Genomic DNA, 26718 nt, shown 5'->3' on the forward strand with positions numbered 1-26718 from the left:
GTTATTCCCCTCTTTCCTGCAAGAAAAGCGCGACTTCCGCCATCCCTCCTTCAACATTAATTACTTGATCAAAACCTTGTTGAAGTAAAAAATTGGTAACATGCCAACTTCGGACTCCGTGGCCGCAAACAATATATAGTGGCTGATCTTTAGGAAGCTGTTCCAATTGCTCCGGAATTGTATTCATGGGAATCAAGGTCGACTCCTCCAAATGGAACATCTCCCACTCGTATGGTTCACGCACATCTATGACTTGTTCAGGTTTTAACACCCTAGCCTTATATTTCTCCACAAATTGCCCTGCACTTATAAAATGATCTTCCATCTTCGTCAAGCTCCTTCGTTTAAGGTTTTCATCCATTTTAACATAATCTTTCCTTTGCATAAGGATATTGCTATAATATCAGAGTGTTATTATATGTTTAAATTGGAGGTAACAACATGTCATTTGAAAGCAGAATTGTTGATGTATTTGTTGAAATCCCAACAGGAAGTCAAAATAAATACGAATATGATAAGGAATCCGGTGTATTCCGTCTTGACCGCGTTCTGTTCTCTCCCATGCATTATCCCACAGAATACGGTTATTTAGAAAATACCCTTGCTTTAGATGGTGATCCACTGGATGCCCTTGTACTTACTACTTTCCCAACTTTCCCCGGTTGTGTAATTTCTACCCGAATTATCGGGGTATTGATCATGGCGGATGACAAGGGACAAGATGAAAAGCTGCTTGGCGTTCCCGTTGACGACCCTCGCTGGAAACATGTTCACAGTTTAAAGGATATTTCAGAGCACACACTAAAAGAGATTTCCCATTTCTTTGAACGCTACAAGGATCTTGAAAACAAAGAAACCAAAATCGAAGGTTGGGAAGGACCTGAAAAAGCTTCCCAACTTATTGATGAATGTATTGCACGCTTCCAGCAAAAAAAATAGAAGAATCAAGTAGAAAAGACGAACATTCCCTACCTAACGTTGGGGATCGTTCATTTTTTTCCTTAATTTCTTATTGACGTATGAAATTAAGCATGGTAAATTAGTAATCAATTAAGAGACATCCATTCTCATATATAGATGTATAAAAACGATGATAAAGAATGTTTTCGGAAATGAAATCCAAAGAGAGCTGGTGGATGCTGCGAACCAGTGATTCTTCCGATGACCAGAGCACTTTTGAGTTGTTAGTCTGAAACCTTTGGGATTAGGAATAACCGGTAGCACCGTTATATGCATTGGTCTAGGACCAGCAAAGGTCATGATCGCGAGATCTTGATGAATGAGGGTGGCACCACGGAGCTAATAATGGCCTCTCCGTCCCTTACTACAACGCAAAAGTAGTGAGAGTCGAGAGGTCATTTCAATTTTAAAAAATAAAAAAACTAGGGGTGGAGAAAACCATGTTTAAGATTCTTGTCAGTGACCCATTAAGTGAAGTAGGATTACAAAAATTATTGGAAGCGACTGATGTAGAAGTCGTTCAAAAAACCGGATTAAAAGAAGAAGAACTTGTTCAGATTATCCCTGAATTTGATGCACTTCTAGTAAGAAGTCAAACAAAGGTTACCCCAGCGATTATTGAAGCAGCTTCCCGTTTAAAAGCGATTGGACGGGCTGGTGTCGGTGTAGATAACATTAATATTCAAGCAGCAACCAGCAAAGGGATTGTTGTCATTAATGCACCAGACGGAAACACGATCTCTACTGCTGAGCACTCCTTTGCGATGATTATGGCTTTGGCTCGCCGCATCCCAAATGCCTATCATTCCATGATGAATGGTCAGTGGGATCGTAAAAGCTTTGTTGGTGTAGAGTTAAACCAAAAAGTTCTTGGGGTTGTTGGCTTGGGTCGTATTGGTACTGAGGTAGCAAAAAGGGCAAAAGCATTTAACATGAAAGTGGTTGCTTACGATCCATTCCTAACCGAAGAAAGAGCGAAAAAGCTTGGAGTAACTCCTGCTTCCATTAAAGAACTTGTATCCCAGGCAGATTTCATTACAACACATACACCGCTTACCAAGGAAACCAAATATTTAATTAGCACGAAAGAATTTGCCTTGATGAAAGATGGCGTGCGCATTATCAACTGTGCCCGTGGAGGAATCATTGAAGAGAAAGCTCTTTATGAAGCCATTGTCAGCGGGAAAGTAGCTGGAGCAGCGCTTGACGTATTTGAAGTGGAACCACCAATGGAAAACCCATTGTTAAAATTACCAAAAGTCATTGTGACTCCTCACCTTGGAGCATCCACTGTGGAAGCACAAGAAAATGTGGCGATCGATGTATCTGAAGAAATCCTTCACGTTTTACGTGAGCAGCCATTTAAAAATGCAGTCAACCTACCATCTATCCCAGAAAATATCATCGAAAAGGTTGAACCGTATTTTGCGTTAAGCGAAAAATTGGGTTCCTTCATTGCCCAAATCGCAGTTGGCGGCCTAGAAGAAATTACTGTCACCTATTCCGGTGAACTTACAGAAATTGATACAGCTTCCCTAACTAGAACCGTTCTAAAAGGAGCGCTTTCTTATCACTTAGGTGAAGGTGTTAATTATATTAACGCCCCGCACTTAGCGAAGAATCGTGGCATCAATGTTGTCGAGCAAAAATCAACAGCAAATAAAGGGTTTACCAACTTAATTGCTGTAAGTCTAAAAACCAATCAGGAAGAGAAAACCGTTGCTGGAACCATGTTAAATGGTTATGGAGCTAGAATCGTCAAGGTTGACGGATACCCTGTAGATCTTCAACCAGAAGGGCATTTAATCCTTGTTCACCACAATGACCGCCCAGGGGCAATCGGTCGTGTTGGAACCATCCTTGGTAACAATAACGTAAACATCGCTGCGATGCAGGTTGGACGTCGCGACATGGGTGGAAATGCGATTATGATTCTTTCCATCGACCGCCCAGCAACTCCTGATGTATTGGATGTTTTGGGTGAATTAAACGAAATTACGAGCGTAACGGAAATTGATCTATAGGTTATATAGGAAAAACCCGGTGGAATTCTCCACCGGGTTTTTATATGCTTCGAAAGAAGCTTATTCCTTTTCCTTCTTATCCAAAATCATACTTAATTCTTCCCAATAATCATCTGCATCTTGACAGTAAAAGTAATCGACACCGTTATGATGAAAATGGGTAAGACATTCCATTGTACGGAATATTTCTACTCGATCACCGATGGAGAACTTCATGCCCACCTGCTCTGCTTCCTCCCAGACAGACTTATATTCATCGTCCATAAATTCTTCTTCACTAGCCTCAGAAACTGCCTGGTAGAAAGGATATCTAATGGTGCGTATGATATTTAAAGTCATCTTCTTCACTCGACACCCATCCTTTCACTTTACTATATTCTATGAACGGAATGTAAAAAAGTACGCCTGTTCATTGCTTAAAGAATAGATGGAATCTCTGTCATATCGTTGACGATAAAATCTGCCTGCAATTCTTCAAATTTTCCACGTGCCTCTTGACCAGTTAATCCGGTAAGTGTTGCGGCAAAACAGCAGCCTATTTCTTTTGCTGCCAGATAGTCCGCCACTGAATCTCCGACAATCATTAATTTTTTAGCATCAGAAGGGTTAATCTGGAAATCAATCACTTGTTCATCATCTTGCTGAAGTCCCAACCAGCCCTTAATATAACAGAACGGATGTGGTTTTGCCATAGGGGCCCTATGCGGAAAGCGACTTTCAGCATCTAGTACATGGCTTGCCGTGATGATCCGCTCAGGATCGAAATAAGACAAGAGTCCCATCTCCCGCAAGGGGATGATGGTTTCAATGGTTGGCCGGCCTGTGCCAATCCCCAATTTTATTCCCTTATTACGAAGCATTTCAAGTGTTTCTGCAATCCGTTCTGGGGGAACAATGGGAATTTCATTGCTTAGAAAGCCTTTCTTTCCACTTTGGTAAGTTTCTCTGCCAATGCTTTCAGGCACTAATTGATCTCCTAGATACCATTCTTGAAAGGTTTCCTGACAAATTTCCCATAATAGGCTAGTAGGTGAGAAAACGTCCGTTTTGATTCCCAATCTTTTTTCTGCGACGTTGTTTAAATAGTAAAGAATAGATTGATTTTGACTCGGACCTGTTGAGAAATCCTCTAAAAAACTTGCATAATCAATCTGGATTGTTTTGTTTTTAAGCAAAGAAGCTATCTTCTCAATACTCTCTCTCGTTATTTCCTTGGTAATGATGTGTTCAATCTCCACACGGTGTTCGGGAAGAAGCTGTTGTAAAAGAACAATCAGCTGGTGGCTAAAACTCAAGTAAACCATATCCCAATTTGCATTAATTCCATAGCTCTTCATTAATGACAGTACCTGGTCATCGATAAATAATTCTTTACGAATTCTTCTAATCTCTTCCTCTACAGGATCCGGAGAAAAATTCTCACTACGAATCCCTAAATACTTTTGGCTATAGAGCATCTCCCACACGGTTAGTGCGGAGGCATCGAAATATCTTTCCTCACTTAATAGCACTCCGTCAACATCAAATAAAATCAAGTCAAGCATTGGTATTCCTCCACAATTTACAATATCCCTATTTTATCATACTTCAACGAGAATGAAGAGAAGGAATATCCACAAACATTAAATCTTTATTAATCTTGATGTTCATTTGGAATCGTAATGGAAAAGGTTGTGCCTTCACCAAGTTTACTATGGACACTGATTTGACCCCCATGCGCAGCCACAATTTGCTTTACGATAGACAAGCCTAGCCCTGTTCCTGATCGCGATCTTGTTCTCGCTTTATCTGCTTTATAAAATCGTTCAAAAACAAATGGAAGATCTTCTTCCGGGATCCCTGTTCCCGTATCCCTCACTTCAATAAATAGCTGGTCATCCTTAATCATCGTAGAAACAAATACTTTCCCATCTGCATGGGTATGGCGAATTGCATTATCAATGAGGTTTGTAAACACCTGCTCAATGCGGTCGGCGTCAAGGGAAAATTGTGCCTCAGGCATGAGCATAAATTCAGGGATGACAGTGATTTTTTGTTCATTCCCGACCACGGAAAATTTGCGAATAATCTTATCGAAGATCGGTAGTATTTCCACTTGTTTTCGATTTAATTCAATATGGCCTGCTTCCATCCTTCCCAAGTCAAGCAGTTCATTGACGAGCCTGCTCATCCGCACAGACTCATCGTAAATGATCTGTGCCAATTCCTTGGTTTCTTCCGGACTTACCGCAATATCATCGACGATAGCTTCGCTATATCCCTGGAGCATGGCAAGCGGCGTGCGAAGTTCGTGTGATACATTTGCGATAAAATCTTTACGCAGCTTATCGAGCTGTCTCTCTTTCGTCATATCCCGCAAAACAGCAACAACCCCACTGACTTGATTGCGGTCATACAAAGGGGCTAAAACAACGGACCAGACCCTGCCCTGTGCCGTTATATCAATTACAGATTCATGCTCCGTCTCAACCACTTCTTTACTATAGGTAACAAACGGTTCTGGTGGTTGCAACCCGATCAATGAATCTTTACTGCCCCATTCCTTCCCTGAACTTTCAAACTTTAAGGCCTTCAGCATTTCTTCAGCAGGAGGGTTAATAATTAATATTTCGCCGCTCTTATCGACAGTGATCACCCCGTCAACCATACTGCGAAGAACACTGAATAACTGGTCTTTCTCCCTGGACAAAGCATGAATTAATTCATCCAACTGTTTTGCCATCCGATTAAAGGTGGAAGCCAATTCGCCAATCTCATCACCGCTTTTAATGGTAATAATGGTATCAAAGTTCCCTCTTGATATGGAATCCGCTGCTTTGGTCATCTGTCTCAACGGGTTCGTAATTCTCGTGGAAAGGAAAAAGGCGAAAATAGTGGTCAAGAAAATACTAATCGCTGCAGCATAGAGAATGTACTTGGTTGTTTCTTTGGTTGTTTCGGTCATGTCTTGAAGATTCTGGTAGAGAATAATGGCTCCGTTTGTTCCTTCTTTCGTATGTAAAGGGACAGACACCGCCAGAATTTCCTTCTCCCCGATCTCATTCTGCATAGGCGGCTGGAGCACCGGGAAGCGGCCCCTCACTACCCCCACCTCTCCTTCTAGGGCCTTTTTAAGAACCGGATGTTCTGTCAGAAGGTTTGAGGGTACCTGTGGCAGGCCTTGATCTACTGCATTAATGGAACCCTCTTTTAGACCGACAACCAAAAGATTAGTATTATATGCTTCTACCATTTCTTTGGCCGTTTGAATATGTTCAGAATCTGGTGTCGCCTCAATGGTCTTGGTAAGCTGCACAGCTAATTTCTTTAGATTGTCTGTACGCTGTTCCAAATAATAACCGTCCAAAAACTGAACCAATAAAAGGCTTAGCAGGGTGAGAACCACCGCTACCAAGCCTATAATCGTAATCCAAAGCTTTCCTACAATACTATTCCAAACCATTATTTTGGCACCTCAAGCTTGTATCCAATTCCCCATACCGTAGCGATCATTTCCGCCGCCTCTGAAGAAACTTTGTTTAGCTTTTCCCGCAATCTTTTGATATGTGTATCTACCGTTCTTAAGTCGCCGAAAAATTCATAATGCCAGACATCCTTTAGCAAATCCTCTCGGGAGAATACCTTTTCCGGATGCTGTGCCAAATATAACAAAAGTTCATATTCCTTTGGCGTTAGGTTTACCTCAATCCCATCAGCCAATACCTTGTGTGCATCATGGTCAATCGTGAGATGAGGAAACACCAAGATGTTATGCGGATTATTCTCCGTATTGAGGAACGTTGTACTGGACGAACGCCGCAACAATGCCTTCACCCGAAACACAACTTCCCTTGGGCTAAAAGGCTTTACCACATAGTCGTCAGTACCAGCTTCAAACCCTTGGATACGGTTTACCTCTTCCCCTTTTGCTGTTAGCATCATAATTGGAGTTGATTTTTTTTCCCGCAGTCGTTGGCAAACTTCAATTCCATCCATTCCTGGAAGCATCAGATCTAGTAGAATCAATGCGTAATCATTGGCGAGAGCCAACTCTAGCGCTTTTTCCCCATCTTCTGCTTCATCAATTTCAAAATTTTCACGTTCCAGATACATCTTTAACAATCTGCGAATTCTTTCTTCATCATCTACTACTAGTACTTTTTGAATCCCCTCATTAGCCATCATAATATCACCCCACCTGAGCGTATGAATGCAACCCCACTATGACTAAATTAACAAATACCAATGTCACCATAACAACAATAAACCCTAAAACAGCAAGCCACGCTGATTTTTCTCCAATCCACCCTTTGGAAAGCCGTAAATGCAAATAGGCAGTGTAGAACAACCAAGTAATCAGCGCCCATACCTCTTTTGGATCCCAACCCCAGAAGCGCCCCCACGCCTCTGCAGCCCAAATCATGGCAAAGATAAGTGCACCTAATGTAAATACAGGGTAGCCAATGGCAATTGCGCGATAACTGATTTCATCGATCATTTCCGGATCAAGATCAGACAATGCTGGCTGCAACAGCTGTCCCAACCTTTTTCTAAATAACAAACGAAGCAAAACATATAGACCAAGTCCTGATAAGACAGACCAAATCACGGTATTCAATTTCTTCGCAGCATTAAGTCCCTTCATCCAACCCGGCGCATCAAACCACGGTTTCATAGCCGAATCTGAAAGTAGAACAGCATTCTGGGGACCGGCAATCGCTGGCATTTTATATTCCACTACGGATTTTGTATTATCTATATTCAATTCAAATTCTGCTTTATAATCCATCGCATTAAAGACAACGGAAGTAATGATGAAGCCTACTAACATCAACACGAGAGTTAATGTCCCTTCAAGCCATCTTCTGCTGCGAGAATTTTTGCTTTGATCGATGGTTCTTACGAGATACATTAATCCAGCAGCAAACCCTACGGCAAAAATCCCTTCTCCCGCAGCAGCGGTCGTTACGTGAATCTTCAGCCAATAACTTTGCAAGGCTGGTATTAACGGTGTAACTGTCCGCGGGAATACGGAAGCATATGCTATCATAATGAAGACAACAGGGATAGCAAATGCACCCAGAATCGGCACGCGATAAACCAAGTAAATAATCACAAAGGCAACCGCGATACTGAAAGCCAGGAAGGCAATGAATTCAAACATATTCGATGTTGGAATATGCCCCTGACCAATCCAGCGGGTAATGATATAACTCGCATGGGCCAAAACTGCTACGATTGTGATCCCAAATCCAATCGAACCAAAACGTTGCTTATGTGCCTGTTCATCACGTTTGCCCCATCTTTTTCCGGTTACAGAGATAGCAAACACAAAACTGGCAACAATATATAAAATAAACGCGACCAACAGCAGGTTACTACTAAGCTCAATCAACTTTCTTCCCATCCTTTCCATGTTCCACAAGTGAAACAGGTATTGACGCCTTTTTGAAAACATCTAATACTTCGTTCTTGAGTCCAAACCAGTTCTTGTTTGTATGCCCAGCCACATAGACTAATGACCTCTCTGTTTGGATCCATATCCGGCGATGCTGCCAATAGAAGCCCATGACAAGCCCAAGCATGGAAATAAAACAGCCAAAATATATAACTGGTAGACTTTTATCTTTACGCACCATAAGTCCGGTAATATTCGTTAAATCCGGCATGGAAAACTCATATCCGAAAATATTTTCTGTTCCAGGTGCCGGCAAGTAGGAACCTAGAAACAACCAAGCCTTTTCGCCGTTAGGCGTTTGCGGACTGATCACATTTAGGACGAAAGCTGGATTATCAGGATTGGGAGATTTCGTTGTAGGCTTTTTATCCTTTGTAAATTCAAAATCCGGATAGTACTCAAGCATCTTTATCGTCGTTGTATCATTGATTTTATACTCAGATTGCGGGTTATACAGATCTATTTTAAACTTGCCAATCTTATCCCCTGTCTTTTCGTTTACCAAGGTCATATTTAACGCGGCGATGGCCTTTGGTCGCTGTCCAGACTGGAACAATTGGAGGTCATTATACTTCAATGGATGGTTGACAATGATATCATGTCTTGCAACCTCTTGAAGCTTTGGTTCTGAACCCGGTAACCCTGCATTGACATTTTCATATAGCACAGCTTTTGTTTGATATTGTTTAATAACCCCTTGTAGGTTATCGAGTCCTGCACCCTCCGGAAGATCCTCTTTCTCGTAAAAATCGATGGTGAACCCTTCGCTTTTCACATAATAGGGGGTTTCAGGAACCTTCTTCGTTTCTCCGTCTTTCACCCAGACATATTGGTCAAGATAATAGCCTGGTACCAAACGCATTAAGGCACCAATTAAAAATATAATTAATCCGATATGATTAATATAAGGACCCCAGCGGCTAAACCGACCTTTTTCAGCGAGGAGAGAATCTCCCTCACGGCGCACATCGTAGCGACGTTTTTTTAGAAAGCCTTGAAGTTGATCCAGTTTGCTTCCCCACTCAGCAGGGACCGAAACTTCTGCTTTTAATCTTTGACGGGTCAAAAAGTTGATGCTGTGCTTCACTTTTTGCTTTTTCAAAGCTTTATAGAGTGGAATCATCCGATCCAGACTACAAACGACAAGTGAGATCCCAATCATTAATAATAAAAGGACATACCACCAGGAAGAAAATAAGTTATGAAAACCTAATAAATAATAAATCTTTCCAATAAACCCATAGGTTTCCTCGTAAAAAATACTCGCTGGCTTTGGAACAGGAATATACACTTCCTGTGGAAAGATCGTTCCGACAATCGACGCCACTAAAACAATCACGATCATATAAACAGCGATTTTTACAGAGGAGAAAAAATTCCATACCTTATCTATAATCGACTTGTTGTATGTCTGGGACCGCCGGGCTGCTCCCTCATAACGCATATCAAGCGGACTGTCCCCCTGTTTGATTTCCTCCAATAGAGGGTTTCCGCACGCTTCACAAAGTACTGTTCCAACCGGATTAGCATGTCCACATTCACATTTTACGTTATTCATTTCTTATTACCTCACTACTCACTGCTGTGGAAGAATTTGCGTGATATTTTCCTTAATTGTTTTTTCTGCCATTGGCCCACCGATCACAATCTTTTTTACCACTCCATCAGAGTCAATGAAGTAGGTGGTTGGAATCGGTCCAATTTCATAGAGCTGGGTAATTTCCCTCTTCCGATCCATTAAGATAGGAAACGAAATATGGTAAGTATCTCGGAAGCTTTCCACAGTGACATCAGATTCTCCAATATTCACCCCGATCACTTCTACCCCTTTATCTTTAAATTCCTGATGCATTTTTTCTAGGGCCGGCATTTCCTCTCTGCATGGGGCACACCATGTTCCCCAAAAGTTTAAAACGATCCCTTTGCCCGCCTGTTTACTTAACTGAAACTCTTGATTATCCTCGAGCGTTTTCAAAATAAAATCAGGTGCTAATTCATTGGCCTGAACTGCAGCTGTATCTTTTATAAACGCATTATATAAAGCAACGCTAATACCGACAAAGATCACTCCAAGAATGATCAATCGCATCCATGTCCTAGAGCGGTTCAATTGTTCCCTCCCCCTTTCCAAAACTTCTTATAACACGTACCTTAAACTAATTTCATTATAACTGCAATATTTCACTAGTTATAATACCATTTTTGAACGTTATATGACATTCTGGGAAAAAAGGCCAGAAAGAGCATGGAACTTATTCCATGCCCGAAGCAAACATTGATTTCAGTTGTTGTACCTCTTTAGCCGTCAATGGACGGTATTCTCCCATTTTCAGTTCGCCCAGTGTAAGAAAGCCCAACCTAACCCGTTTCAACTTAATCACGGGATGACCTACCGTCTGGCACATGCGCCGAACCTGACGATTTCTCCCTTCATGGATCGTAAGCTCGATCACAGCTTGTCCCTTTTTTTCATCCATTTCAAGGAGTTTTGCCTCGGCGGGAGCTGTAGGCCCATCTTCCAGTATAATTCCCTTACGCAACCGTTCAAGGGTCTTTTCACTAGGGTAGCCCTTCACTGTTGCAATGTATACCTTGTCAATTTCAAATCGCGGATGTGCAATCTGATTGGCAAGCTCACCATCATTCATCAGCAACAAAAGACCGGATGTATCGTAATCCAGCCTGCCTACGGGATAGACCCTTTGTTTTACCTCTTTAAAAAAATCCGTAACAATTTTTCTTCCTTGTGGATCATTCAAACTAGTGATGACCCCTGTTGGTTTATGAAATAAAAAATAAACAAACTTCTCGCGTGAGATCGGTTTACCGTCTACCTCAATATGATCGCTGTCAGACACTTTATGTCCTAATTGAGTGATCGTCTGATGATTGACTTTTACTCTCCCTTGTAAAATCAAATCTTCACACTTTCGCCGAGAAGCAATGCCCGCTGCCGCCAATACCTTCTGCAGTCGCTCCTCCATTCCTATCATCCTTCCCTCGTCTAAAACTGGCGTACATTGGTATTTTACCTCATCACAAGGAAAATACCTAGAATAGTCATTAGGATGCCGAACCATTGGGTTACATTGATTTGTTCATTAAAAGCAAAGACAGCGAAGAGAATGGCTATAATTGGGGAGGTTGCGGTGATTAAAATCACCTTATTGATGTCTCCTTTGGAAAGGGCATATAAATAGGCAACAAAGGAGGTTGGTACAAGGATGCCGTTTAGAATACTGAAACTTATCGTTTGGGGGGAGTAGGCAAAAGACATGCCTGCTTTTTTAGCTAACACAAAATAGATCATCACGACGATCGCCATAGTCATGGTGGTTATAAAATTCACTTCAATTGGATGCCCTGTTTTTAGAGCCTGTTTATCAATGATCACATTCATTCCCCAGACAACGGTGGCAAAGAAAAGACTAAGATAAAACATTTCCCATCCCCCCAAGCTATTACCTATGTAAAAATAACTGTAACGATAAATAATGACGCGATAATTCCAACCAAATCCGCAAGCAGGCCTACCTTTAAGGCATATAAACTATTGCGGATACCGACCGCCCCGAAATAAACAGTCAAAACATATAGCGTGGTGTCGGTAGAGCCCTGCATCGTTGATGCCAATCGTCCAAGGAATGAATCTGGTCCAAAGTTGGCAATAATGTCGGTGGTCACGGCCAGCGAGCCAGCCCCAGTGATGGGTCGGAGCAAAGCGAGCGGTATAATATCTCCTGGGATATGTAAAAATGTCAGCACAGGTTGAATAATCGTAGTTAGCCATTCGAGTGCCCCGGACTGACGAAAGATAGAAACAGCCACGAGCATCCCAACCAAATGGGGAATAATTTTAATCGCTGTATCAAAACCACCCTTTGCCCCTTCCGCAAACACCTCAAAGACGGGCACTTTTTTATACATGCCATAAACTAAAATAATGGAAAGCAGCAATGGGATAGCCCATATAGAGGCCGAAGAAATAACTCCATACAAATTTCCTCATCCTTTCCTATAGCCACTAGTACGATAACGGTAATATTTATCCAAAAGAATGGCTGCAGTTGTGGAAACCATCGTGGCAAACAAAGTTGTCCCGACTATTTCTACAGCATTTGCCGACTGATAATTCATCCGAATGGCAATGATAGTTGTTGGAATTAGCGTAATACTTGACGTATTTAGTGCCAGCAAGGTACACATCGCGGGTGTTGCGGTTTTCGGGTCGGGATTGAGCTTTTGAAGTTCTTCCATCGCTTTGATCCCCATCGGTGTAGCTGCATTTCCCAAGCCAAGCATATTGGCACTCATATTGGAAAGGATATAGCCCATTGCCGGGTGATCCTTGGGAACCTGGGGAAACAAAAAGGAAGCGATGGGACTAAGTAACTTCTGCAACTTTAGCAACAGCCCCGATTCCTCGGCAATCTTCATCATCCCCAACCAGAAGGCGAGGATACTGATTAAACCAAAACAGACTGTAACTCCCGTCTTCGCTCCTTCAAAAGCTGCCTCACTAATCGTTTCTATTCTGCCGTTTATGCCGGCGACAATAACCCCAATCATAATTAGTCCGAACCATATCCAGTTAACCATTTACAGGCCTCCCAGGACCATCGATTTAAAAATTTGGAAGAAGCGCGTAACCGGTCCCCCCTCCCCCCATTTCATCGATTCCTCCGTTTGATAGACCAAGCCGATCTTGGCAATTTCCTTATCCTTTAAGTTGATATGCAGGTATCCTGCTACCCCGCCCGGCAGTATCGATTTGATCGATTGATCTTGCTGGACTCGTTTGGTGATATGCTCGGCTTCTCCTTCGGCTAATGGGTAATAAAAGGATCGAATGGGACGCAGATTATTAAACATCTCCGTTTCAGAAACAATTTGTGTCCGTGTAAACTGCTTCATCCCGTAATCGAGCAGTTTCGCATGATCATCCCAGTCATCCGGAGCATTTAGCGTCACAACTGTAACTTGTCTTTCTTCACGGGTCGCAGAGGAGACTAAACAACGTTTTGCAAGCTTGGTGTAGCCCGTTTTTACCCCATCAGCCCCCTCATAGTAGGAAAGCATCTTATTTTTGTTTATCAAATTCCGATCCCATTTTTCTCCGGCTTGTGGAATCTTTTTCACCTTCGTTGCAACGATCTTCTTGAAATCGGGATTATGCAGCGCATAAGCCGTTAATTTCGCCAGATCATTGGCTGTTGAAAAATGATTATTGCTGTCGTCCAAACCATGAGGATTCGTAAAATGAGTGCCAGACAAGCCCAGATATTGAGCTTTTTCGTTCATTAAACGGGCAAAGCCTTCGACCGAGCCGCCGATATGATCAGCAATCGTCACCGCCGCATCATTGCCTGATCTTAACATCAGACCATATAACAAGTCCTCCAAGGAAAGCTCCTCATTCTTCCGCAGATAAATGGATGACCCCTCTGTCCCAACTGCATGACTAGGTACACGGACCATCTCCTGCAAATTCCCCTCTTCAATAGCTACAATGGCAGTCATAATCTTCGTCAAGCTGGCCACACGCATTTTTTCGTTTCCATTCTTTTCATATAAAATCCGCCCAGATTCCACATCGATCACAGCTGCTGCCTGGGCAGAGATCGAAGGGGCTGCTGCAGCTTCCGTACTCGTTATAGAAAACAAAGGGAATAAGAACGTCAAAATCACCATCCAAACCAACCATCTCTTTCTTCGAACCATCTTTTCCTCCTTCTTCTAACGTTTGCGAACTACGTAGAATACGCTCTCTTTCGCAAACAATTTAGTTGTCCTCGTAGAGGGCTTCTTCTAACGTTTGCGAACTACGTAGAATACGCTCTCTTTCGCAAACAATTTAGTTGTCCTCGTAGAGGGCTTCTTCTGTCGGACGACCTCAATCGTGTTTGTACATGTATATGCTTATCCAACATTCTTATGAAAATTTTTGGGAATGGTCTGACGGTGGAGGCTTTTTTCACTATTTTGGTTTTTGGGGGAAGGGTAAAGAGTTTCGCCCACTAAAGATTGAGAGCGGTTACAGATATTAAGATTAACACAGGGGATCAAGCGGACTGTAGAGCCTTTATTTCTCATTAGATCCCTATATTCAAGGGGGATCCGGACCCAAAAGACGCTATTCCGCTGTTAAGTGTCAAATATCCAAGGATTTAAAGCAAATAAGGTCTTCTGAGTCCTCCATACCCCACGAAAAGGGCAATTTTACCCAAATAAGGTCTCCTCGGTCCGGTCGCCAAATCAAGCGGATCGCAAAGTCGCTAATTTGTATCAAATGCTCAAATAAAAAGACAAAAAGTTAGGCGTTTTTCTCCTTTAGCGGGAAAATTCCCGTTATTTAAAGAGATTCACCTAACTTTTCTAATTTAGCGGGAATTTCCCCCGTTAATCCTTACGCTAATTCATATAGTTCTTCAATTTTCGCCTGGATTTCCTTATCGGTCATCCCATGCTGCAACAAGTGGAGGAAGAGAGCCTCAACCCACACCTTTGATCGTTCGGAAATTTTTTTGTATTTCTTCGCTTCTGGAAACTTCCGGGTGAGTCGGGAATCGCTGTTTGTTTTTAAATTATCCATCACAAACAGTGCTTGGATCCCTTTCTCTTGGTCGTATTCCTTGTAATTCTTTTCTAATTCCTCGAGAACGGTTTTATAATAATCATTAAATTCTTTAAAATCAATTTCTGTATCCATTTTAAGATACTCTAGCATTTTATCGTACAGGGATTGAATCATATGTTTTGGACACTCCTCTTATTTGATACGGAAACATTATAGCATTTTGTTGGTAAACTGCAAATGAAGATTATGCTTTTTGCTCGTTCCATTTTTGAAACAATAAATCTACTTCCTCCTCCACACCGTCACTATCCTCAATGGATGGCGCGGGTGGGAGATCCCCAATATTTTTCAAACCGAAATACTCAATAAACTCGGTGGTTGTCCTATAAAGGATCGGGCGGCCGGTTGTTTCAGATCGCCCTGCATCTTGAATCAGCTTTTTACTCATCAGCGTGTTTATCGCCTTCTCACATTTCACCCCACGGATATCCTCAATTTCCGCCCTAGTAATCGGCTGTTTATAAGCGATAATTGCCAGTGTTTCCAGAGCAGCCTGTGATAAAGTTGAGTGGCTGGGGGAAGATGCTAGCTTTTCATAGTATTTTGCATGATCCGGAAGTGTTGCAAATTGGAAGGTGTTTGCAATCTCAATGATCTGCACGCCACGCCTGCTTTGGCGAAAATCCAGTTGCATTTGATGAATTAATTCCCTTGCTTGCTCTACCGGCAGATCCACAATATCGGCAATTGTCTTCAGGTCTAACCCTTCGTCGCCACTGACAAACAACAGACCTTCGATGACACTTTTTATTTCCTCTACATCAAAATTCTGCATCCTGCTCATCCCCCTTATTAGCGGTAATGATAATGTCCTCGAATAAAGTCGATTGCAGGCATCGAATCTGAAACTTACGCATCATTTCCAAGATGGCCATAAAGGATGTAACAACTTCCGCTTTACTTGGGGAGCCAGAAAAAAGCTGGGAGAAGCGGACGTTTCCAGTTATGGACAGAAGCTCTTTTATTTCTTTGATCCGTTCCTTTACAGAGATTTCATCACGGTGGATCCGAGTGATCTTGGTCTCCGGTTTATCCTCCTTGTTTAATGCTTTATTAAAAGCTTCAACAAGATCATATAGTGTCACATTCGCAACAGGGTTCTCTTCTACCTGAACCATAAAGGTTGACAAATTTTCTGCAGGTCTTGTGAAAATCTTGCTTCTTTTCGTTTCACGATCCCGTAATTCTTCGGCCAATTTTTTAAACCTCTTATATTCTAATAACCGCTCTACTAATTCTTGCCGGGGATCGATATACTCCTCTTCCATCTCAAACGTCGGTTGAAAAACGACTTCTTCTTTGCGGGGAAGCAGCATCTTACTTTTTATTTCCAAAAGGGTAGCAGCCATCACCAGAAATTCACTGGCAATTTCAATTTGGAATTCCTGCATAACATATAAATACTGCATGTACTGTTCAGTAATAATAGTGACGGGAATATCATAGATATCGACTTCCGCTTTATCAATTAGATGTAATAAAAGATCCAATGGGCCTTCAAACGAATCCAGCCTCACTTCATATGCCATTGATCATCCCCGCCTGAACTTTAAACTGTAAAATATTATACAACAATACGTCCAAGGTTTACATAAGTAAAATAGAAAAAAGCATCCCAGTTGGGATGCTCACTCCACATCAAAGTCAAAATACTGCGAAGGATACGGTTCATTTTTGATCGTGTAATGCCACCATTCCTCCGGATATGGGGTAAACCCGTGTTTTTCCATCACATCTTTTAATAGTCTTCGATTAGCGGCCTGCGCATTTGTAATTAAATCCGTACCGTGATGTGATATTTCTGAAAAGAAATCAAAACTTCCTCCCATGTCCACTTTTTCTCCCGTTTTTAGGTCGATTAAAGTCAGATCCACAGTGCTCCCACGTGAATGCCCCGATTTCTCAGCGATATAACCGAGTTGGAACAAAACACTTTTATCAAGGTTAGGGTAATATTGCTCCTTCATTTTCGTGTCCTTGGCGTCTTTGGACCAGGCCATAAAGTGATTGACCGCTTTTTGCGGGCGATAGGCGTCGAAAATCAAAAGGGTATAACCTTTTCCCCTCAATTCGGTCTGGACTTCCTTCAATGCTTCAGCTGCTTCCTCTGTCATAATCGCAAGTGGAGCATTGTATCCGTTAATTCGCTTGCCAACAAAATTGTTATTTCCAAAGTACCGTACATCGAATTGGACCGTGGGAATCAAATCATCAAGATAAACAAAACCGTTTGGCAGATTTCTCTTCTTTTCGGTAGTATTCTGTTCCCCCTCAACTTTTTCAACATCCTTTTGCTCAACCATTGTTAAGTCAGCATTGGAGAATTCTTCGTTTTGCGGCAGTTCCATATTTAAACTAGTAAGGGGATCAATTTCCACAGTGGCTCCAGAGGCAATGAAATCTAGAACATGTCCTCCACTCGATTGATCTTCAGTGATGAAATGAAGATGATAGCCTGGAACATTGATTCCAGCAATGTAATTTGGAGACCAGAATCCAACAAGCGTCCCCTCTTTCTGGTGGAACTCAAAGATTGGCTGATTCGCAGTTACTTTAGTCAATGGGGGATATGGCTTGTCCTGCTTGGGTACACTCCTCGCTTTGACATATTTAAAAGTCCCCTTTACTTTAATCGCGTAGAAATTGTTTTTGTTTACAAATTTCTTATCAAGAAAAGTAGTTAACTCCTCCATACTGATTTGTTTATCGATTCGATCAAATAATTCTGGTTCAAAATGTGTAACAACCGCAAACGGTGTTTTTGTTGTTTCTTCCAGCTGGTGGAGGTTGCCCTTACTGTCGATTTGATAAAATTTGTCATTCAGGACAATCATTTCTCCATCTAACTTATTGATCGTACCAAGCCCAAAACCACCGTGTTCACGTAATTCTTTTAATTCCATTTCCCCATCGTAAAGCCCTAGCATGAGAGCGTTAATTGTGGAGTATTGGAATAGCGAGTTTTTTCCGCCTTGCTTCGCATCATCTTGCGCCAAGTTTGTCAGGTTGTCTCCTGTCATTGGGTTTGCACTAGATAGTGAGGACCATGCCATCAGAAAAATAAAACAGAGAATCGCAACAAATTTCTTCAATATCTTCGCTCCTTTCAACCGAGTATGAGTATAGGATTTTTATCTCGATTTTTTTATATTATAAATATTATGACTATAACTTTTGGACTAAGTCAATAGTTTGATACTATTCAATAGTAATAAGGTCGATTTTGTAATAAAAAAGCCCCTCATAATCTATGAAGGACTTTCGTCAACAAAATTCTGTTTATTCTTCGACTACTTTCACTTCTTTCATTTTGTCGCCTGGTCTAATCTGATCCACATGTTCCATTCCTTCAACCACTTGTCCAAAAACGGTATGAACGCCATTTAAATGTGGTTGTGGCTCGTATACGATAAAGAATTGGGATCCACCCGTATCCTTTCCAGCGTGGGCCATAGAAAGGGAACCCCGTACATGCTTATGAGGATTTCCTGCTGTTTCACATTTGATAGTGTATCCAGGACCGCCAGTACCTGTACCATGTGGGCATCCACCTTGGGCTACAAAACCTGGGATTACACGGTGAAAATTCAGTCCATTGTAGAACCCTTCGTTAATTAGCTTTTCAAAGTTAGAAACTGTCCCAGGTGCTTCGTTTGGAAACAGTTCAATTTTCACTTGTCCGCCTTTTTCTAGATCAACTACTGCGTATTTGCTCATATGTAAGAACTCCCTTCAAGCGTTTATGTAAATTGTACCATTTGATTATACGCTAAAAAGGAACAAAAAGAAAACCGTACAAAAAAAGAGAGGGGATCCCCTCTCTTATTTCGAAGCCATCATATTCGTTGGTATGCGATCGAGTTTGACAAGATCATCCATGGTTTCCCTGGCGATGACAACCTCTGCTTGCCCATCTTTAACAAACACAACGGCTGGTCTAGCAATTCGGTTGTAGTTGTTTGCCATGGCATAACCATAAGCTCCTGTACAGGAAACAGCCAATAGATCTCCTGGTGCAACGACAGGCAAGTTAATATCCCAGATAAGCATATCTCCTGATTCACAGCACTTACCGGCAATGGAAACCACTTCTTCAGCCTCATCCTGAGCCCGATTTGCTAACGTCGCTTCATAGCGGGATTGATAAAGGGCAGGACGAATATTATCGGTCATTCCTCCATCAACTGCTACATATTTGCGAACGCCAGGGATTGTTTTTACGGAACCAATCTTATACAAGGTCGTTCCTGCATCCCCAACAATACTACGGCCTGGTTCAATCCAGATTTCCGGAAGAGCATAGCCCGCAATTTCAAACTGTTTCTTCACTTCGTCTGTCACCGGAAGGATGTATTGATCAGCCGTTAAAGGCGTATCTTCTTCCGTATAGCGGATTCCAAAACCTCCGCCTAGATTGAGTACTTTAATCTCATAACCGGTCTCGCCACGAAGATGGAATAAAAAGTCAGATAACTTCCGAACTGCTTCAACAAAGCCAACAGTCTCAAAAATTTGCGAACCGATATGGGAATGAACTCCTAAAACGTTGTAATATTCCATTTTCAACGCTTGCTTGATCGCTTCAAGAGCTTGCCCAGTATGGATGCTGAAGCCAAACTTCGAATCTTCCTGGCCTGTAGAAATATATTCATGCGTATGTGCTGAAACACCCGGAGTCAAACGCAAAAGGATATTCACTTTTTTCCCGCGTTCTTGCCCTAAGGCGTGCAACACCTCAAGCTCGTGAAAGTTGTCTACTACGAAGCAGCCAATTCCTGCATCTAAAGCCATTTCCATTTCTTCGATCGTTTTATTATTCCCGTGAAAATGGATTCGCTCTACAGGAAAATCCGCTTTTAGTGCCGTATAAAGTTCCCCGCCGGATACAACGTCAAGGGATAATCCTTCATCTGCAGCTACCCTGCACATGGCAAGTGACATAAAAGCTTTACTTGCGTAGGCAACCTGATAGGAAAACCCGGATTTTTGGAAGGCTTCCTTGTAAGCTCTGGATTTTTCTCTGATTAAATTTTCATCGTAAACAAATAATGGGGTACCAAATTTGTTAACTAATTCTACGGTATCACAACCACCTATTTCAAGATGGCCTTTTTCATTAATTCTACTGTTTCCGTGTAAATACATGAGCGTCCTCCTCACCCGAAAAAAACAAATGAAATCTCTGTTTAAAAACTATCCGTAAAAGATTGAAAGGTCAATTATATCTATAAAATATACCATGTGTTCGAATCGGTGACAACCAGTTTGCCTAACTTTCTCCCACATCATACCCGCTTTTCTGCAAAATATATTCTACAGCTTTTGTCGTAATCGGCGCGCCGTGGATAGGGTGGTCTTTTCCTTGCATTTTCCCAACATCCCCTACTCCTACAATGATTGGAGCCTCAACGCGATTTAAAACATCGACTGTATCCCCCGAAATATGGGCTTCCATATTTTTATGCTCAATCCCATCTTTATCCACGGCAAATCCGGTGATTGCTCCGTTCCCGTTGATACAAACATCTACCTTTACACCGTCTACAAGCGGAGTATTGGAAGCAACGGCAACAATTCCCAAAAGATTGATATCTTCGTGATTGGCTACAAATTCCAGGGCGCGTTCTGCATCCCCTTCTTCACAGTTTCCATTGTCGTCAAACATAACCAGCACAGGATCATATTTTGCCCGCATGATTTGTTCCACTATTTCTTCACCGGATAAAGGAGTGGGATTTCCTCCTGAACGAGAAATACAGCGTCCATTTACCTTCTTTGCGACAATTTCAACAGCTTGTTGTGCTACATGGTCTCCATCTGTGATGATAACAATATCCCGTTTCTCTTCCATTGATTTAGGTCACCCCTTTGGCTTAAACACTAATGATCCAAGGAATCCAAAAACGATGGCGGCAGAGATCCCTGCGCTTGGCACTTCAAAAATCCCCGTAATAATCCCGATCAATCCATGGGTTTCCGCTTCTGCCCATGCCCCGTGGTACAAGGCATGCCCAAAGCTGGTAATCGGGACAGTTGCCCCTGCCCCGGCGAAATCGATCAACGGGTCATACAATCCCAACCCATCAAGTACAACACCTACGACAACCAAGGAACTCATGACGTGTGCAGGAGTCATTCTCGTAAGATCCATTAGTAATTGGCCGACTACACAAATAAGTCCCCCAACTACAAAGGCAATCAGTAACTGCTCCATCCTACCGTCCCCCTTCCAGAACAACACCATGTGCTATACAAGGGATAGACTCGCCCTGCTGAAAGCTGACTGGACTAAATAAGGCACCTGTTGCTACAACCAACACCCTAGAATATTTGCCCTTATTTAATCCATTCACAATGTGACTGTAAGTTACTACGGCGCTGCACGCACATCCACTTCCCCCAGAAAATACATCCTGGTCGGCGCTGTAAATCATGATTCCACAATCGTTGTAAACAGGAGTCATATTATAACCTTGATCCGCAAGAATATCCTTTAATATGGCATAGCCGACTCTTCCCAGATCACCTGTGACAATCAAATCATAGTCGTGAGGTCCTCTCTCAAGATCCTGAAAATGGGTTTTAATCGTATCCACTGCTGCAGGAGCCATTGCTGTTCCCATATCAAATGGATCTTTAATTCCCAAATCGATGACCTTTCCAATCGTTGCGTGTGTAATTTTGGGTCCATATGGACCTTCACCAACCACAGCAGCCCCTGCGCCCGTTACTGTCCATTGCGCATAAGGCGGTTTTTGCCCTCCGTATTCAGTAGGATAACGGAATTGCCGCTCTGCCGTTGAGTTATGACTGCTGCACCCCGTCAAAGCATATTGCGCAAAGCCACTGTCAACTAATGCCGCAGCCAAGGCGAGTCCCTCCATGGAAGTAGAACAGGCACCGAATAGTCCCAAAAAGGGGATAGACAACTCATGTGCTGTATAATTTGATGTTATAATCTGGTTCAGCAAATCACCAGCAAGCATTACATCAATTTGATCTTTTGCGAGCGAACTTTTTGATAAAGCGGAGTCTGCCGCATCTCTCATCATGGTTCGCTCCGCTTTCTCCCATGAATTCTGACTAGCGTAATTATCGGAATGAATATGATCAAACTCTTTACCCAAAGGGCCCTGGCCTTCCAAGGGTCCAACAGCTACTGCAGAGCCCAAAATACGTATCTCCTTTGAAAATAGCCAGGTTTGTCGTCCAAGTTTCTTTACATTTTGCATTCTTTTCCCTCCGCCCATTTTTCTTTGACCTTTGTCTTAGAAAGACTTGAGAAGGATTCAGGATTATCCGACGATCAATTTCTTGATTAGAACAACAACGAAAGAAGCCACTACTCCATACACAATAACAGCCCCTGCAAGCTTAAACATATTTCCCGCTACTCCAAGAACGTAACCTTCACTCCGATGCTCTATCGCTGCTGCCGCTACTGAATTTGCAAATCCCGTGACTGGAACAGCTGATCCCGCCCCCGCAAACTGGCCCAAAACATCATATACGCCAAACCCTGTTAGAAGTACAGCGATAAAGATTAAAGTGGCCACGGTCGGATTACCTGCCGATCTTTCTGTGAAATTGAAATACATCATATAAAAATTCGCGATCAACTGCCCCAGCATGCAAATAAAACCACCCACAAGAAAGGCCTTCAAGGAGTTCCATAGGACATTCTTTTTAGGTTTATACGCTGCAGTTTCCTTAGAATAAGTTTCTCTATTTAGTTGAAACTTGATCTGCTTGGTTCTTTCAGCCATCCATTAATACCTCACTTTGGACTTTTAGTGTATTGGTTATCCTTCCTCTAATTCGTTTGGATATAAGAGTTAATATTTGGTGACCCAAAAAAGAAAAACCAAATCGCTAAAACTCGATTTGGTCTTTAATCATCTTCAAAATTTTCTTTTCCAGTCGTGATACTTGAACCTGGGAAATCCCTAGCCTTTCGGCCACTTCGGACTGGGTTTGGTCGCGGAAATAACGCAAGTAAACGATCAGTCTTTCCCGGTCGGACAGCTTGTTGATGGCCTCTTTAAGGGCTATTTTTTCAAACCACTTTCCTTCGTCACTGTCAGAGATTTGGTCCATTAAGGTGATAGGGTCCCCATCATTTTCAAAAACGGTTTCATGGATGGAGGATGGTGCGCGGCTTGCCTCTTGGGCAAAAACCACCTCTTCCGGTGTAACCCCCAATTCTTTGGCAATTTCTCCGACTGTGGGAATACGCCCAATCCTTTTGGACAGATCATCCTTTGTTCTGCGCACCTTATTTGCCATTTCCTTTAAGGAACGGCTGACTTTTAAGGTTCCATCGTCGCGTAAAAACCGTTGAATTTCCCCGATAATCATGGGAACTGCATACGTCGAAAACTTCACATCGTAAGAGAGATCGAACTTATCCACGGCTTTCAGCAAACCAATGCAACCAATCTGGAAAAGATCATCCGCCTCATAACCGCGGTTAAGAAAACGCTGAACTACCGACCAGACTAAACGTATATTGCAGTTTACAAGTTTTTCTCTGGCCTCTTGGTTCCCGTTTTGGCTGTCTTGTATTAAAATTTTCACTTCTTCATCGGTCAGATAGGGATGATTCGCGTTTCGAACATCTGTCTCCATAGGCATTATCTCCTAGTTGCAGATTGCTTTGTTTTTTACTAAATTTTTATGTAAAATAACCTTCGTTCCTTTGTTAACACCTGTTAAAATTTCGATAGAATCCATGAAGTTCTCCATAATGGTAAAGCCCATTCCAGAGCGTTCCAGCTCAGGTTTGGTGGTGAAAAGGGGCTGTCTTGCTTCCTCAATGTCCACGATCCCTTTCCCGTGGTCTTCAATCATAATTTCAATGGATTCATCCGTGTAACCTGCTGTAACTATTACGATTTGTTCAGGATCTTCATCATAGCCATGAATGATTGAATTGGTAACGGCCTCGGAAACGGCTGTTTTAATTTCTTCGAGTTCGTCCAATGTCAAATCCAACTTTGAAACAAAAGAGGCAACAGCTACTCGTGCAAAACTTTCGTTTTCACTTCTTGCCGAAAACTGCAGCTGCATAAAATTTTTGTTGTTCATCATTAGGCCACCCCCAACAGCTGAAGTGCTTCATCTTCATTTTCTCTAATTTTTAAAATCTTAAAGAGGCCTGATAATTCGAACAAACGGTGGATAAATGGGTTGATAGAACATACAACCATTTCTCCGCCACGCCCAGTAATCTGCTTGTACCGCCCTAGGATTACGCCAAGACCAGAACTATCCATGAAATGTAGATGTTCCAGACTCAGGATAATATTGCGAACACTTCCTTTTAGAATTTTTTCCTCCATCTGTTGTCTTAACTCGTCAGCAGAATGGTGATCCAGTTCACCTCGCAGGCGGACGATCAAAACATCGGCAACAACCTGTTGATCAATGTGCAGACTCAAATCCCTCACTCCTTGTAGTTCGATCTAGAGATACTTTCTACAAGGAAAAAGCCAATTCCTGCCAGTCGACAAAACTAGAAAAAAAACGAGATACCTTGTCAAAATGCGGCATCTCGTTGCGATCTTTATTCTAGCCCAAGAATCATACGCTTCGTTGACCTTTTCATCAATTCCCACCAGGTTGCCTTGCTGACCGACTGTTCAGCAACCAAATCTAGTCTGGCAACTTCTTTTCCATTCTTTTTGACAAACATATGTCCAAGGATTTCTCCTTGTTTGATCGGAGCATCCACCATTGGGTTCACTACGATTTCCTTTTCATAATCGTTGATGGACTCCCCTTTTTTCGTGAGAATTCCAAAATGATGGGGTGCAGTCAAATTCATTTCAGAAAGAGAACCTTTATTAATCTCAATCTTAGTTATCGCTTCCCCTTTTTTAACAAAAGGATGTGATTGATAACTAGCAAAAGCATAATCAAACATTTGTGTGATTTCACTATTTCTTGTTTTCGAATTGGGTTCACCCATTACGACCGCTACAACCCGCATGTTGTCCTTTTTCGCGGTAGCAGATAAACAATACTTAGCTTCTGCTGTATAACCCGTTTTCAATCCATCTGCACCAGGATAAAAACGGACGAGCTTATTTGTATTCACTAACCAAAAGGGACGGTTGGAATCCTTCCGAAGGTAGTCCTGATAAATGCTTGTATACTTTGTAATTTCCTCATGTTTGAGTAATTCTCTGGACATCAATGCAATGTCATGGGCCGAAGAATAATGATTTTCCGCAGGCAATCCATTGGTGTTAACAAAATGGGTATTTTGGAGTCCCAATTCCTTTGCCCGTTCGTTCATCTTCTTGATAAACGCCTCCTCGGTCCCCGCCAAATGTTCAGCCATCGCAACAGATGCATCATTACCCGAGGCAACAGCGATTCCTTTCAGCATTTCCTCAACGCTCATCATTTCTCCCGGTTCTAGAAAAATCTGGGATCCACCCATCGATGCTGCGTATTCACTTGTTCGTACTTTGTCTGAAAGTTTTATTTCTCCCCGTTCCAATGCCTCCATGATCAGCAGCATCGTCATGACCTTCGTGATACTTGCCGGAGGCAGCTTCTCATGAGCGTTTTTTTCATAAATTACGGTTCCAGTATCGACATCTAACAAGATCGCAGATTTAGCGTTTGCTGCTAAATGAACTTGGGCATTTTCTTCTGCTAAACTGACAGCAGGACTTAAACAAAGCATCAAAGCAAGCAAAAATGCAACTTTCTTTTGCATAACTGACCTCCGACTAATAGAAATAATAGGGCATCTACACAATCTCAATTTCTATTGTCGTCAAAAGAATGGATAATTATAACAAAAAGGTGAAACTAATTTTTCTTAAACTATATCTTTTCAATAATCCCTGTTACTAGGGTCAAAAACTTCTCTCTTACCTTTTCGGCAGTCTCCATGACTTCTTGATGGGATAAAGGCTGCGACAAAATTCCTGCAGCCATGTTACTGATACACGAAATCCCGAGAACACCTAGACCATTATGACGTGCAACGATCACTTCCGGTACCGTGGACATCCCTACGGCATCGGCACCCAGCGTCCGCAGCATACGAATTTCTGCTGGTGTTTCATAGCTAGGTCCACTCAAGCCGGCATACACCCCGTGACGGGTTTCAACCCCTTGTTCTTTGGCTACTTTTTCCGCAATAGCAAGCAGGTCTTTGGTATAAGCATTGGACATATCAGGAAATCTCTCTCCCAAGCGTTGATCATTAGTACCGATTAATGGATTTTGAGAAGTCAGATTCAAGTGGTCGGTGATCAGCATTAAATCACCCGGTTGAAAATCCGTATTCACCCCTCCTGCCGCATTCGTGACAATTAAGGTTTTCACTCCAAGGGCTGCCATCACCCGCACTGGAAACGTCACCACCGATAACGGGTACCCCTCGTAATAATGAAATCGACCTTGAAGGGCCGCTACTTTTTTCCCTTTGAGACTTCCGAATACAAATTGTCCTTTGTGTCCGACTACCGTGGAGACCGGGAAATTGGGAATCTCTTGATAAGGGATTTTGGTGCTCTCGGTGATTTCATCTGCCAGCATCCCCAGTCCCGAACCTAAAATCAGGCCAATTTCCGGTGTATCCTTGTACCTGGATCTAATAAAATTTGCACTCTCATTAATTTGATCCATCATCTGAAAAC

General features: G+C 42.3%; 30 protein-coding genes and 1 other annotated feature. Of the genes, 2 read left to right on the forward strand and 28 right to left on the reverse strand.

Annotation, left to right across the window (positions count from 1 at the left end; all coding sequences use genetic code 11):
- Nucleotide 1: 1 nt before the first annotated feature.
- Entirely contained in the window at nucleotides 2-325 is a 324-nt protein-coding gene (locus J2Z37_RS17100; RefSeq protein ID WP_209811509.1) for a rhodanese-like domain-containing protein, read from the reverse strand.
- 116 nt (nucleotides 326-441) lie between these two features.
- Between J2Z37_RS17100 and J2Z37_RS17105 the strand changes: the two genes are divergently transcribed.
- On the forward strand, nucleotides 442-939 hold the full coding sequence (locus J2Z37_RS17105) for an inorganic diphosphatase (RefSeq protein WP_209811510.1): 498 nt from the start codon (nucleotides 442-444) through the stop codon (nucleotides 937-939).
- A 142-nt stretch (nucleotides 940-1081) separates the two neighbouring features.
- Nucleotides 1082-1325, forward strand: a binding site (T-box leader).
- Between the two features lie 75 nt (nucleotides 1326-1400).
- Nucleotides 1401-2984 (forward strand): phosphoglycerate dehydrogenase, encoded by a 1584-nt coding sequence (gene serA / locus J2Z37_RS17110; RefSeq protein ID WP_209811511.1) that lies wholly within the window; start codon nucleotides 1401-1403, stop codon nucleotides 2982-2984.
- A gap of 60 nt (nucleotides 2985-3044) precedes the next feature.
- Here the strand turns inward: serA and J2Z37_RS17115 are convergent, their stop codons facing one another.
- The 27 genes from J2Z37_RS17115 to J2Z37_RS17245 form a co-directional block, all read right to left on the reverse strand.
- Nucleotides 3045-3332 carry a hypothetical protein gene (locus J2Z37_RS17115; protein ID WP_209811512.1) on the reverse strand — a complete coding sequence of 96 codons (288 nt, stop codon included), beginning with the start codon at nucleotides 3330-3332 and terminating at the stop codon, nucleotides 3045-3047.
- Nucleotides 3333-3400: 68 nt separating this feature from the next.
- Nucleotides 3401-4528: an HAD family hydrolase gene (locus J2Z37_RS17120; protein WP_209811513.1), complete on the reverse strand. Its 1128-nt coding sequence runs from the start codon at nucleotides 4526-4528 to the stop codon at nucleotides 3401-3403.
- An 89-nt stretch (nucleotides 4529-4617) separates the two neighbouring features.
- Nucleotides 4618-6426 (reverse strand): ATP-binding protein, encoded by a 1809-nt coding sequence (locus tag J2Z37_RS17125; protein ID WP_209811514.1) that lies wholly within the window; start codon nucleotides 6424-6426, stop codon nucleotides 4618-4620.
- Nucleotides 6426-7145, reverse strand: coding sequence for a response regulator transcription factor (locus tag J2Z37_RS17130; protein WP_209811570.1), 720 nt, complete (start codon nucleotides 7143-7145; stop codon nucleotides 6426-6428). The genes J2Z37_RS17125 and J2Z37_RS17130 overlap by 1 nt, the downstream gene beginning before the upstream one ends.
- 7 nt (nucleotides 7146-7152) lie before the next feature.
- Nucleotides 7153-8370 carry a c-type cytochrome biogenesis protein CcsB gene (gene ccsB / locus J2Z37_RS17135; RefSeq protein ID WP_280922231.1) on the reverse strand — a complete coding sequence of 406 codons (1218 nt, stop codon included), beginning with the start codon at nucleotides 8368-8370 and terminating at the stop codon, nucleotides 7153-7155.
- Entirely contained in the window at nucleotides 8351-9979 is a 1629-nt protein-coding gene (gene resB, locus J2Z37_RS17140) for a cytochrome c biogenesis protein ResB (RefSeq protein WP_209811516.1), read from the reverse strand. The genes ccsB and resB overlap by 20 nt, the downstream gene beginning before the upstream one ends.
- Before the next feature lie 18 nt (nucleotides 9980-9997).
- Nucleotides 9998-10531, reverse strand: coding sequence for a thiol-disulfide oxidoreductase ResA (gene resA, locus J2Z37_RS17145; RefSeq protein ID WP_209811517.1), 534 nt, complete (start codon nucleotides 10529-10531; stop codon nucleotides 9998-10000).
- 142 nt (nucleotides 10532-10673) lie between these two features.
- Nucleotides 10674-11405 (reverse strand): pseudouridine synthase, encoded by a 732-nt coding sequence (locus tag J2Z37_RS17150; RefSeq protein ID WP_209811518.1) that lies wholly within the window; start codon nucleotides 11403-11405, stop codon nucleotides 10674-10676.
- Nucleotides 11406-11449: 44 nt separating this feature from the next.
- Nucleotides 11450-11863, reverse strand: a complete 414-nt coding sequence (locus J2Z37_RS17155; RefSeq protein WP_209811519.1) for an EamA family transporter — start codon at nucleotides 11861-11863, stop codon at nucleotides 11450-11452.
- Between the two features lie 23 nt (nucleotides 11864-11886).
- On the reverse strand, nucleotides 11887-12420 hold the full coding sequence (locus J2Z37_RS17160) for a spore maturation protein (RefSeq protein ID WP_209811520.1): 534 nt from the start codon (nucleotides 12418-12420) through the stop codon (nucleotides 11887-11889).
- 6 nt (nucleotides 12421-12426) lie between these two features.
- Nucleotides 12427-13020, reverse strand: coding sequence for a nucleoside recognition domain-containing protein (locus tag J2Z37_RS17165; RefSeq protein WP_209811521.1), 594 nt, complete (start codon nucleotides 13018-13020; stop codon nucleotides 12427-12429).
- Nucleotides 13021-14142, reverse strand: a complete 1122-nt coding sequence (locus tag J2Z37_RS17170) for a D-alanyl-D-alanine carboxypeptidase family protein (RefSeq protein ID WP_209811522.1) — start codon at nucleotides 14140-14142, stop codon at nucleotides 13021-13023. It lies immediately after the preceding gene.
- 685 nt (nucleotides 14143-14827) lie between these two features.
- Nucleotides 14828-15172, reverse strand: coding sequence for a hypothetical protein (locus J2Z37_RS17175; protein WP_209811523.1), 345 nt, complete (start codon nucleotides 15170-15172; stop codon nucleotides 14828-14830).
- A gap of 70 nt (nucleotides 15173-15242) precedes the next feature.
- Nucleotides 15243-15833 (reverse strand): SMC-Scp complex subunit ScpB, encoded by a 591-nt coding sequence (gene scpB, locus J2Z37_RS17180; protein ID WP_209811524.1) that lies wholly within the window; start codon nucleotides 15831-15833, stop codon nucleotides 15243-15245.
- Nucleotides 15820-16587, reverse strand: a complete 768-nt coding sequence (locus tag J2Z37_RS17185; RefSeq protein ID WP_209811525.1) for a segregation and condensation protein A — start codon at nucleotides 16585-16587, stop codon at nucleotides 15820-15822. Before J2Z37_RS17185 ends, scpB begins: the two co-directional genes overlap by 14 nt.
- Nucleotides 16588-16686: 99 nt before the next feature.
- On the reverse strand, nucleotides 16687-18150 hold the full coding sequence (gene budA / locus J2Z37_RS17190) for an acetolactate decarboxylase (protein WP_209811526.1): 1464 nt from the start codon (nucleotides 18148-18150) through the stop codon (nucleotides 16687-16689).
- 187 nt (nucleotides 18151-18337) lie between these two features.
- A complete protein-coding gene (locus J2Z37_RS17195; RefSeq protein WP_209811527.1) occupies nucleotides 18338-18775 on the reverse strand; it encodes a peptidylprolyl isomerase in 438 nt (145 codons plus the stop codon).
- Between the two features lie 105 nt (nucleotides 18776-18880).
- A complete protein-coding gene (lysA, locus tag J2Z37_RS17200) occupies nucleotides 18881-20203 on the reverse strand; it encodes a diaminopimelate decarboxylase (protein WP_209811528.1) in 1323 nt (440 codons plus the stop codon).
- 124 nt (nucleotides 20204-20327) lie between these two features.
- Nucleotides 20328-20909 (reverse strand): stage V sporulation protein SpoVABEA, encoded by a 582-nt coding sequence (gene spoVAEA / locus J2Z37_RS17205; RefSeq protein WP_209811529.1) that lies wholly within the window; start codon nucleotides 20907-20909, stop codon nucleotides 20328-20330.
- A 9-nt stretch (nucleotides 20910-20918) separates the two neighbouring features.
- Nucleotides 20919-21272, reverse strand: a complete 354-nt coding sequence (gene spoVAE / locus J2Z37_RS17210; protein ID WP_209811530.1) for a stage V sporulation protein AE — start codon at nucleotides 21270-21272, stop codon at nucleotides 20919-20921.
- A gap of 1 nt (nucleotide 21273) precedes the next feature.
- The gene (spoVAD, locus tag J2Z37_RS17215) at nucleotides 21274-22290 is read right to left on the reverse strand and encodes a stage V sporulation protein AD (protein WP_245203878.1); all 1017 of its coding nucleotides are present in this window, start codon (nucleotides 22288-22290) and stop codon (nucleotides 21274-21276) included.
- A gap of 63 nt (nucleotides 22291-22353) precedes the next feature.
- Nucleotides 22354-22824 carry a stage V sporulation protein AC gene (spoVAC, locus tag J2Z37_RS17220; RefSeq protein ID WP_209811532.1) on the reverse strand — a complete coding sequence of 157 codons (471 nt, stop codon included), beginning with the start codon at nucleotides 22822-22824 and terminating at the stop codon, nucleotides 22354-22356.
- 106 nt (nucleotides 22825-22930) lie between these two features.
- Entirely contained in the window at nucleotides 22931-23686 is a 756-nt protein-coding gene (sigF, locus tag J2Z37_RS17225; RefSeq protein ID WP_209811533.1) for an RNA polymerase sporulation sigma factor SigF, read from the reverse strand.
- A 12-nt stretch (nucleotides 23687-23698) separates the two neighbouring features.
- Nucleotides 23699-24148 carry an anti-sigma F factor gene (gene spoIIAB / locus J2Z37_RS17230; protein ID WP_209811534.1) on the reverse strand — a complete coding sequence of 150 codons (450 nt, stop codon included), beginning with the start codon at nucleotides 24146-24148 and terminating at the stop codon, nucleotides 23699-23701.
- Nucleotides 24148-24498, reverse strand: coding sequence for an anti-sigma F factor antagonist (gene spoIIAA, locus J2Z37_RS17235; RefSeq protein WP_209811535.1), 351 nt, complete (start codon nucleotides 24496-24498; stop codon nucleotides 24148-24150). The genes spoIIAB and spoIIAA overlap by 1 nt, the downstream gene beginning before the upstream one ends.
- A gap of 125 nt (nucleotides 24499-24623) precedes the next feature.
- Entirely contained in the window at nucleotides 24624-25787 is a 1164-nt protein-coding gene (locus tag J2Z37_RS17240; protein WP_209811536.1) for a D-alanyl-D-alanine carboxypeptidase family protein, read from the reverse strand.
- Nucleotides 25788-25897: 110 nt separating this feature from the next.
- Nucleotides 25898-26707, reverse strand: coding sequence for a purine-nucleoside phosphorylase (locus J2Z37_RS17245; protein WP_209811571.1), 810 nt, complete (start codon nucleotides 26705-26707; stop codon nucleotides 25898-25900).
- Nucleotides 26708-26718 lie beyond the last annotated feature (11 nt).

Source organism: Ammoniphilus resinae, from assembly GCF_017873965.1.
In the GTDB taxonomy this organism is placed as follows: Bacteria; Bacillota; Bacilli; order Aneurinibacillales; family RAOX-1; genus Ammoniphilus_A; species Ammoniphilus_A resinae.

Coding starts and splice junctions, on each gene's coding strand:
- J2Z37_RS17100 (WP_209811509.1), bottom strand. CDS start 325: ATGGAAGATCATTTTATAAGTGCAGGGCAATTTGTGGAGAAATATAAG.
- J2Z37_RS17105 (WP_209811510.1), top strand. CDS start 442: ATGTCATTTGAAAGCAGAATTGTTGATGTATTTGTTGAAATCCCAACA.
- serA (WP_209811511.1), top strand. CDS start 1,401: ATGTTTAAGATTCTTGTCAGTGACCCATTAAGTGAAGTAGGATTACAA.
- J2Z37_RS17120 (WP_209811513.1), bottom strand. CDS start 4,528: ATGCTTGACTTGATTTTATTTGATGTTGACGGAGTGCTATTAAGTGAG.
- J2Z37_RS17125 (WP_209811514.1), bottom strand. CDS start 6,426: ATGGTTTGGAATAGTATTGTAGGAAAGCTTTGGATTACGATTATAGGC.
- J2Z37_RS17130 (WP_209811570.1), bottom strand. CDS start 7,145: ATGGCTAATGAGGGGATTCAAAAAGTACTAGTAGTAGATGATGAAGAA.
- ccsB (WP_280922231.1), bottom strand. CDS start 8,370: ATGGGAAGAAAGTTGATTGAGCTTAGTAGTAACCTGCTGTTGGTCGCG.
- resB (WP_209811516.1), bottom strand. CDS start 9,979: ATGAATAACGTAAAATGTGAATGTGGACATGCTAATCCGGTTGGAACA.
- J2Z37_RS17150 (WP_209811518.1), bottom strand. CDS start 11,405: ATGGAGGAGCGACTGCAGAAGGTATTGGCGGCAGCGGGCATTGCTTCT.
- J2Z37_RS17155 (WP_209811519.1), bottom strand. CDS start 11,863: ATGTTTTATCTTAGTCTTTTCTTTGCCACCGTTGTCTGGGGAATGAAT.
- J2Z37_RS17165 (WP_209811521.1), bottom strand. CDS start 13,020: ATGGTTAACTGGATATGGTTCGGACTAATTATGATTGGGGTTATTGTC.
- J2Z37_RS17170 (WP_209811522.1), bottom strand. CDS start 14,142: ATGGTTCGAAGAAAGAGATGGTTGGTTTGGATGGTGATTTTGACGTTC.
- J2Z37_RS17175 (WP_209811523.1), bottom strand. CDS start 15,172: ATGATTCAATCCCTGTACGATAAAATGCTAGAGTATCTTAAAATGGAT.
- scpB (WP_209811524.1), bottom strand. CDS start 15,833: ATGCAGAATTTTGATGTAGAGGAAATAAAAAGTGTCATCGAAGGTCTG.
- J2Z37_RS17185 (WP_209811525.1), bottom strand. CDS start 16,587: ATGGCATATGAAGTGAGGCTGGATTCGTTTGAAGGCCCATTGGATCTT.
- J2Z37_RS17195 (WP_209811527.1), bottom strand. CDS start 18,775: ATGAGCAAATACGCAGTAGTTGATCTAGAAAAAGGCGGACAAGTGAAA.
- lysA (WP_209811528.1), bottom strand. CDS start 20,203: ATGTATTTACACGGAAACAGTAGAATTAATGAAAAAGGCCATCTTGAA.
- spoVAEA (WP_209811529.1), bottom strand. CDS start 20,909: ATGGAAGAGAAACGGGATATTGTTATCATCACAGATGGAGACCATGTA.
- spoVAE (WP_209811530.1), bottom strand. CDS start 21,272: ATGGAGCAGTTACTGATTGCCTTTGTAGTTGGGGGACTTATTTGTGTA.
- spoVAD (WP_245203878.1), bottom strand. CDS start 22,290: ATGCAAAATGTAAAGAAACTTGGACGACAAACCTGGCTATTTTCAAAG.
- spoVAC (WP_209811532.1), bottom strand. CDS start 22,824: ATGGCTGAAAGAACCAAGCAGATCAAGTTTCAACTAAATAGAGAAACT.
- sigF (WP_209811533.1), bottom strand. CDS start 23,686: ATGGAGACAGATGTTCGAAACGCGAATCATCCCTATCTGACCGATGAA.
- spoIIAB (WP_209811534.1), bottom strand. CDS start 24,148: ATGATGAACAACAAAAATTTTATGCAGCTGCAGTTTTCGGCAAGAAGT.
- J2Z37_RS17240 (WP_209811536.1), bottom strand. CDS start 25,787: ATGCAAAAGAAAGTTGCATTTTTGCTTGCTTTGATGCTTTGTTTAAGT.
- J2Z37_RS17245 (WP_209811571.1), bottom strand. CDS start 26,707: ATGGATCAAATTAATGAGAGTGCAAATTTTATTAGATCCAGGTACAAG.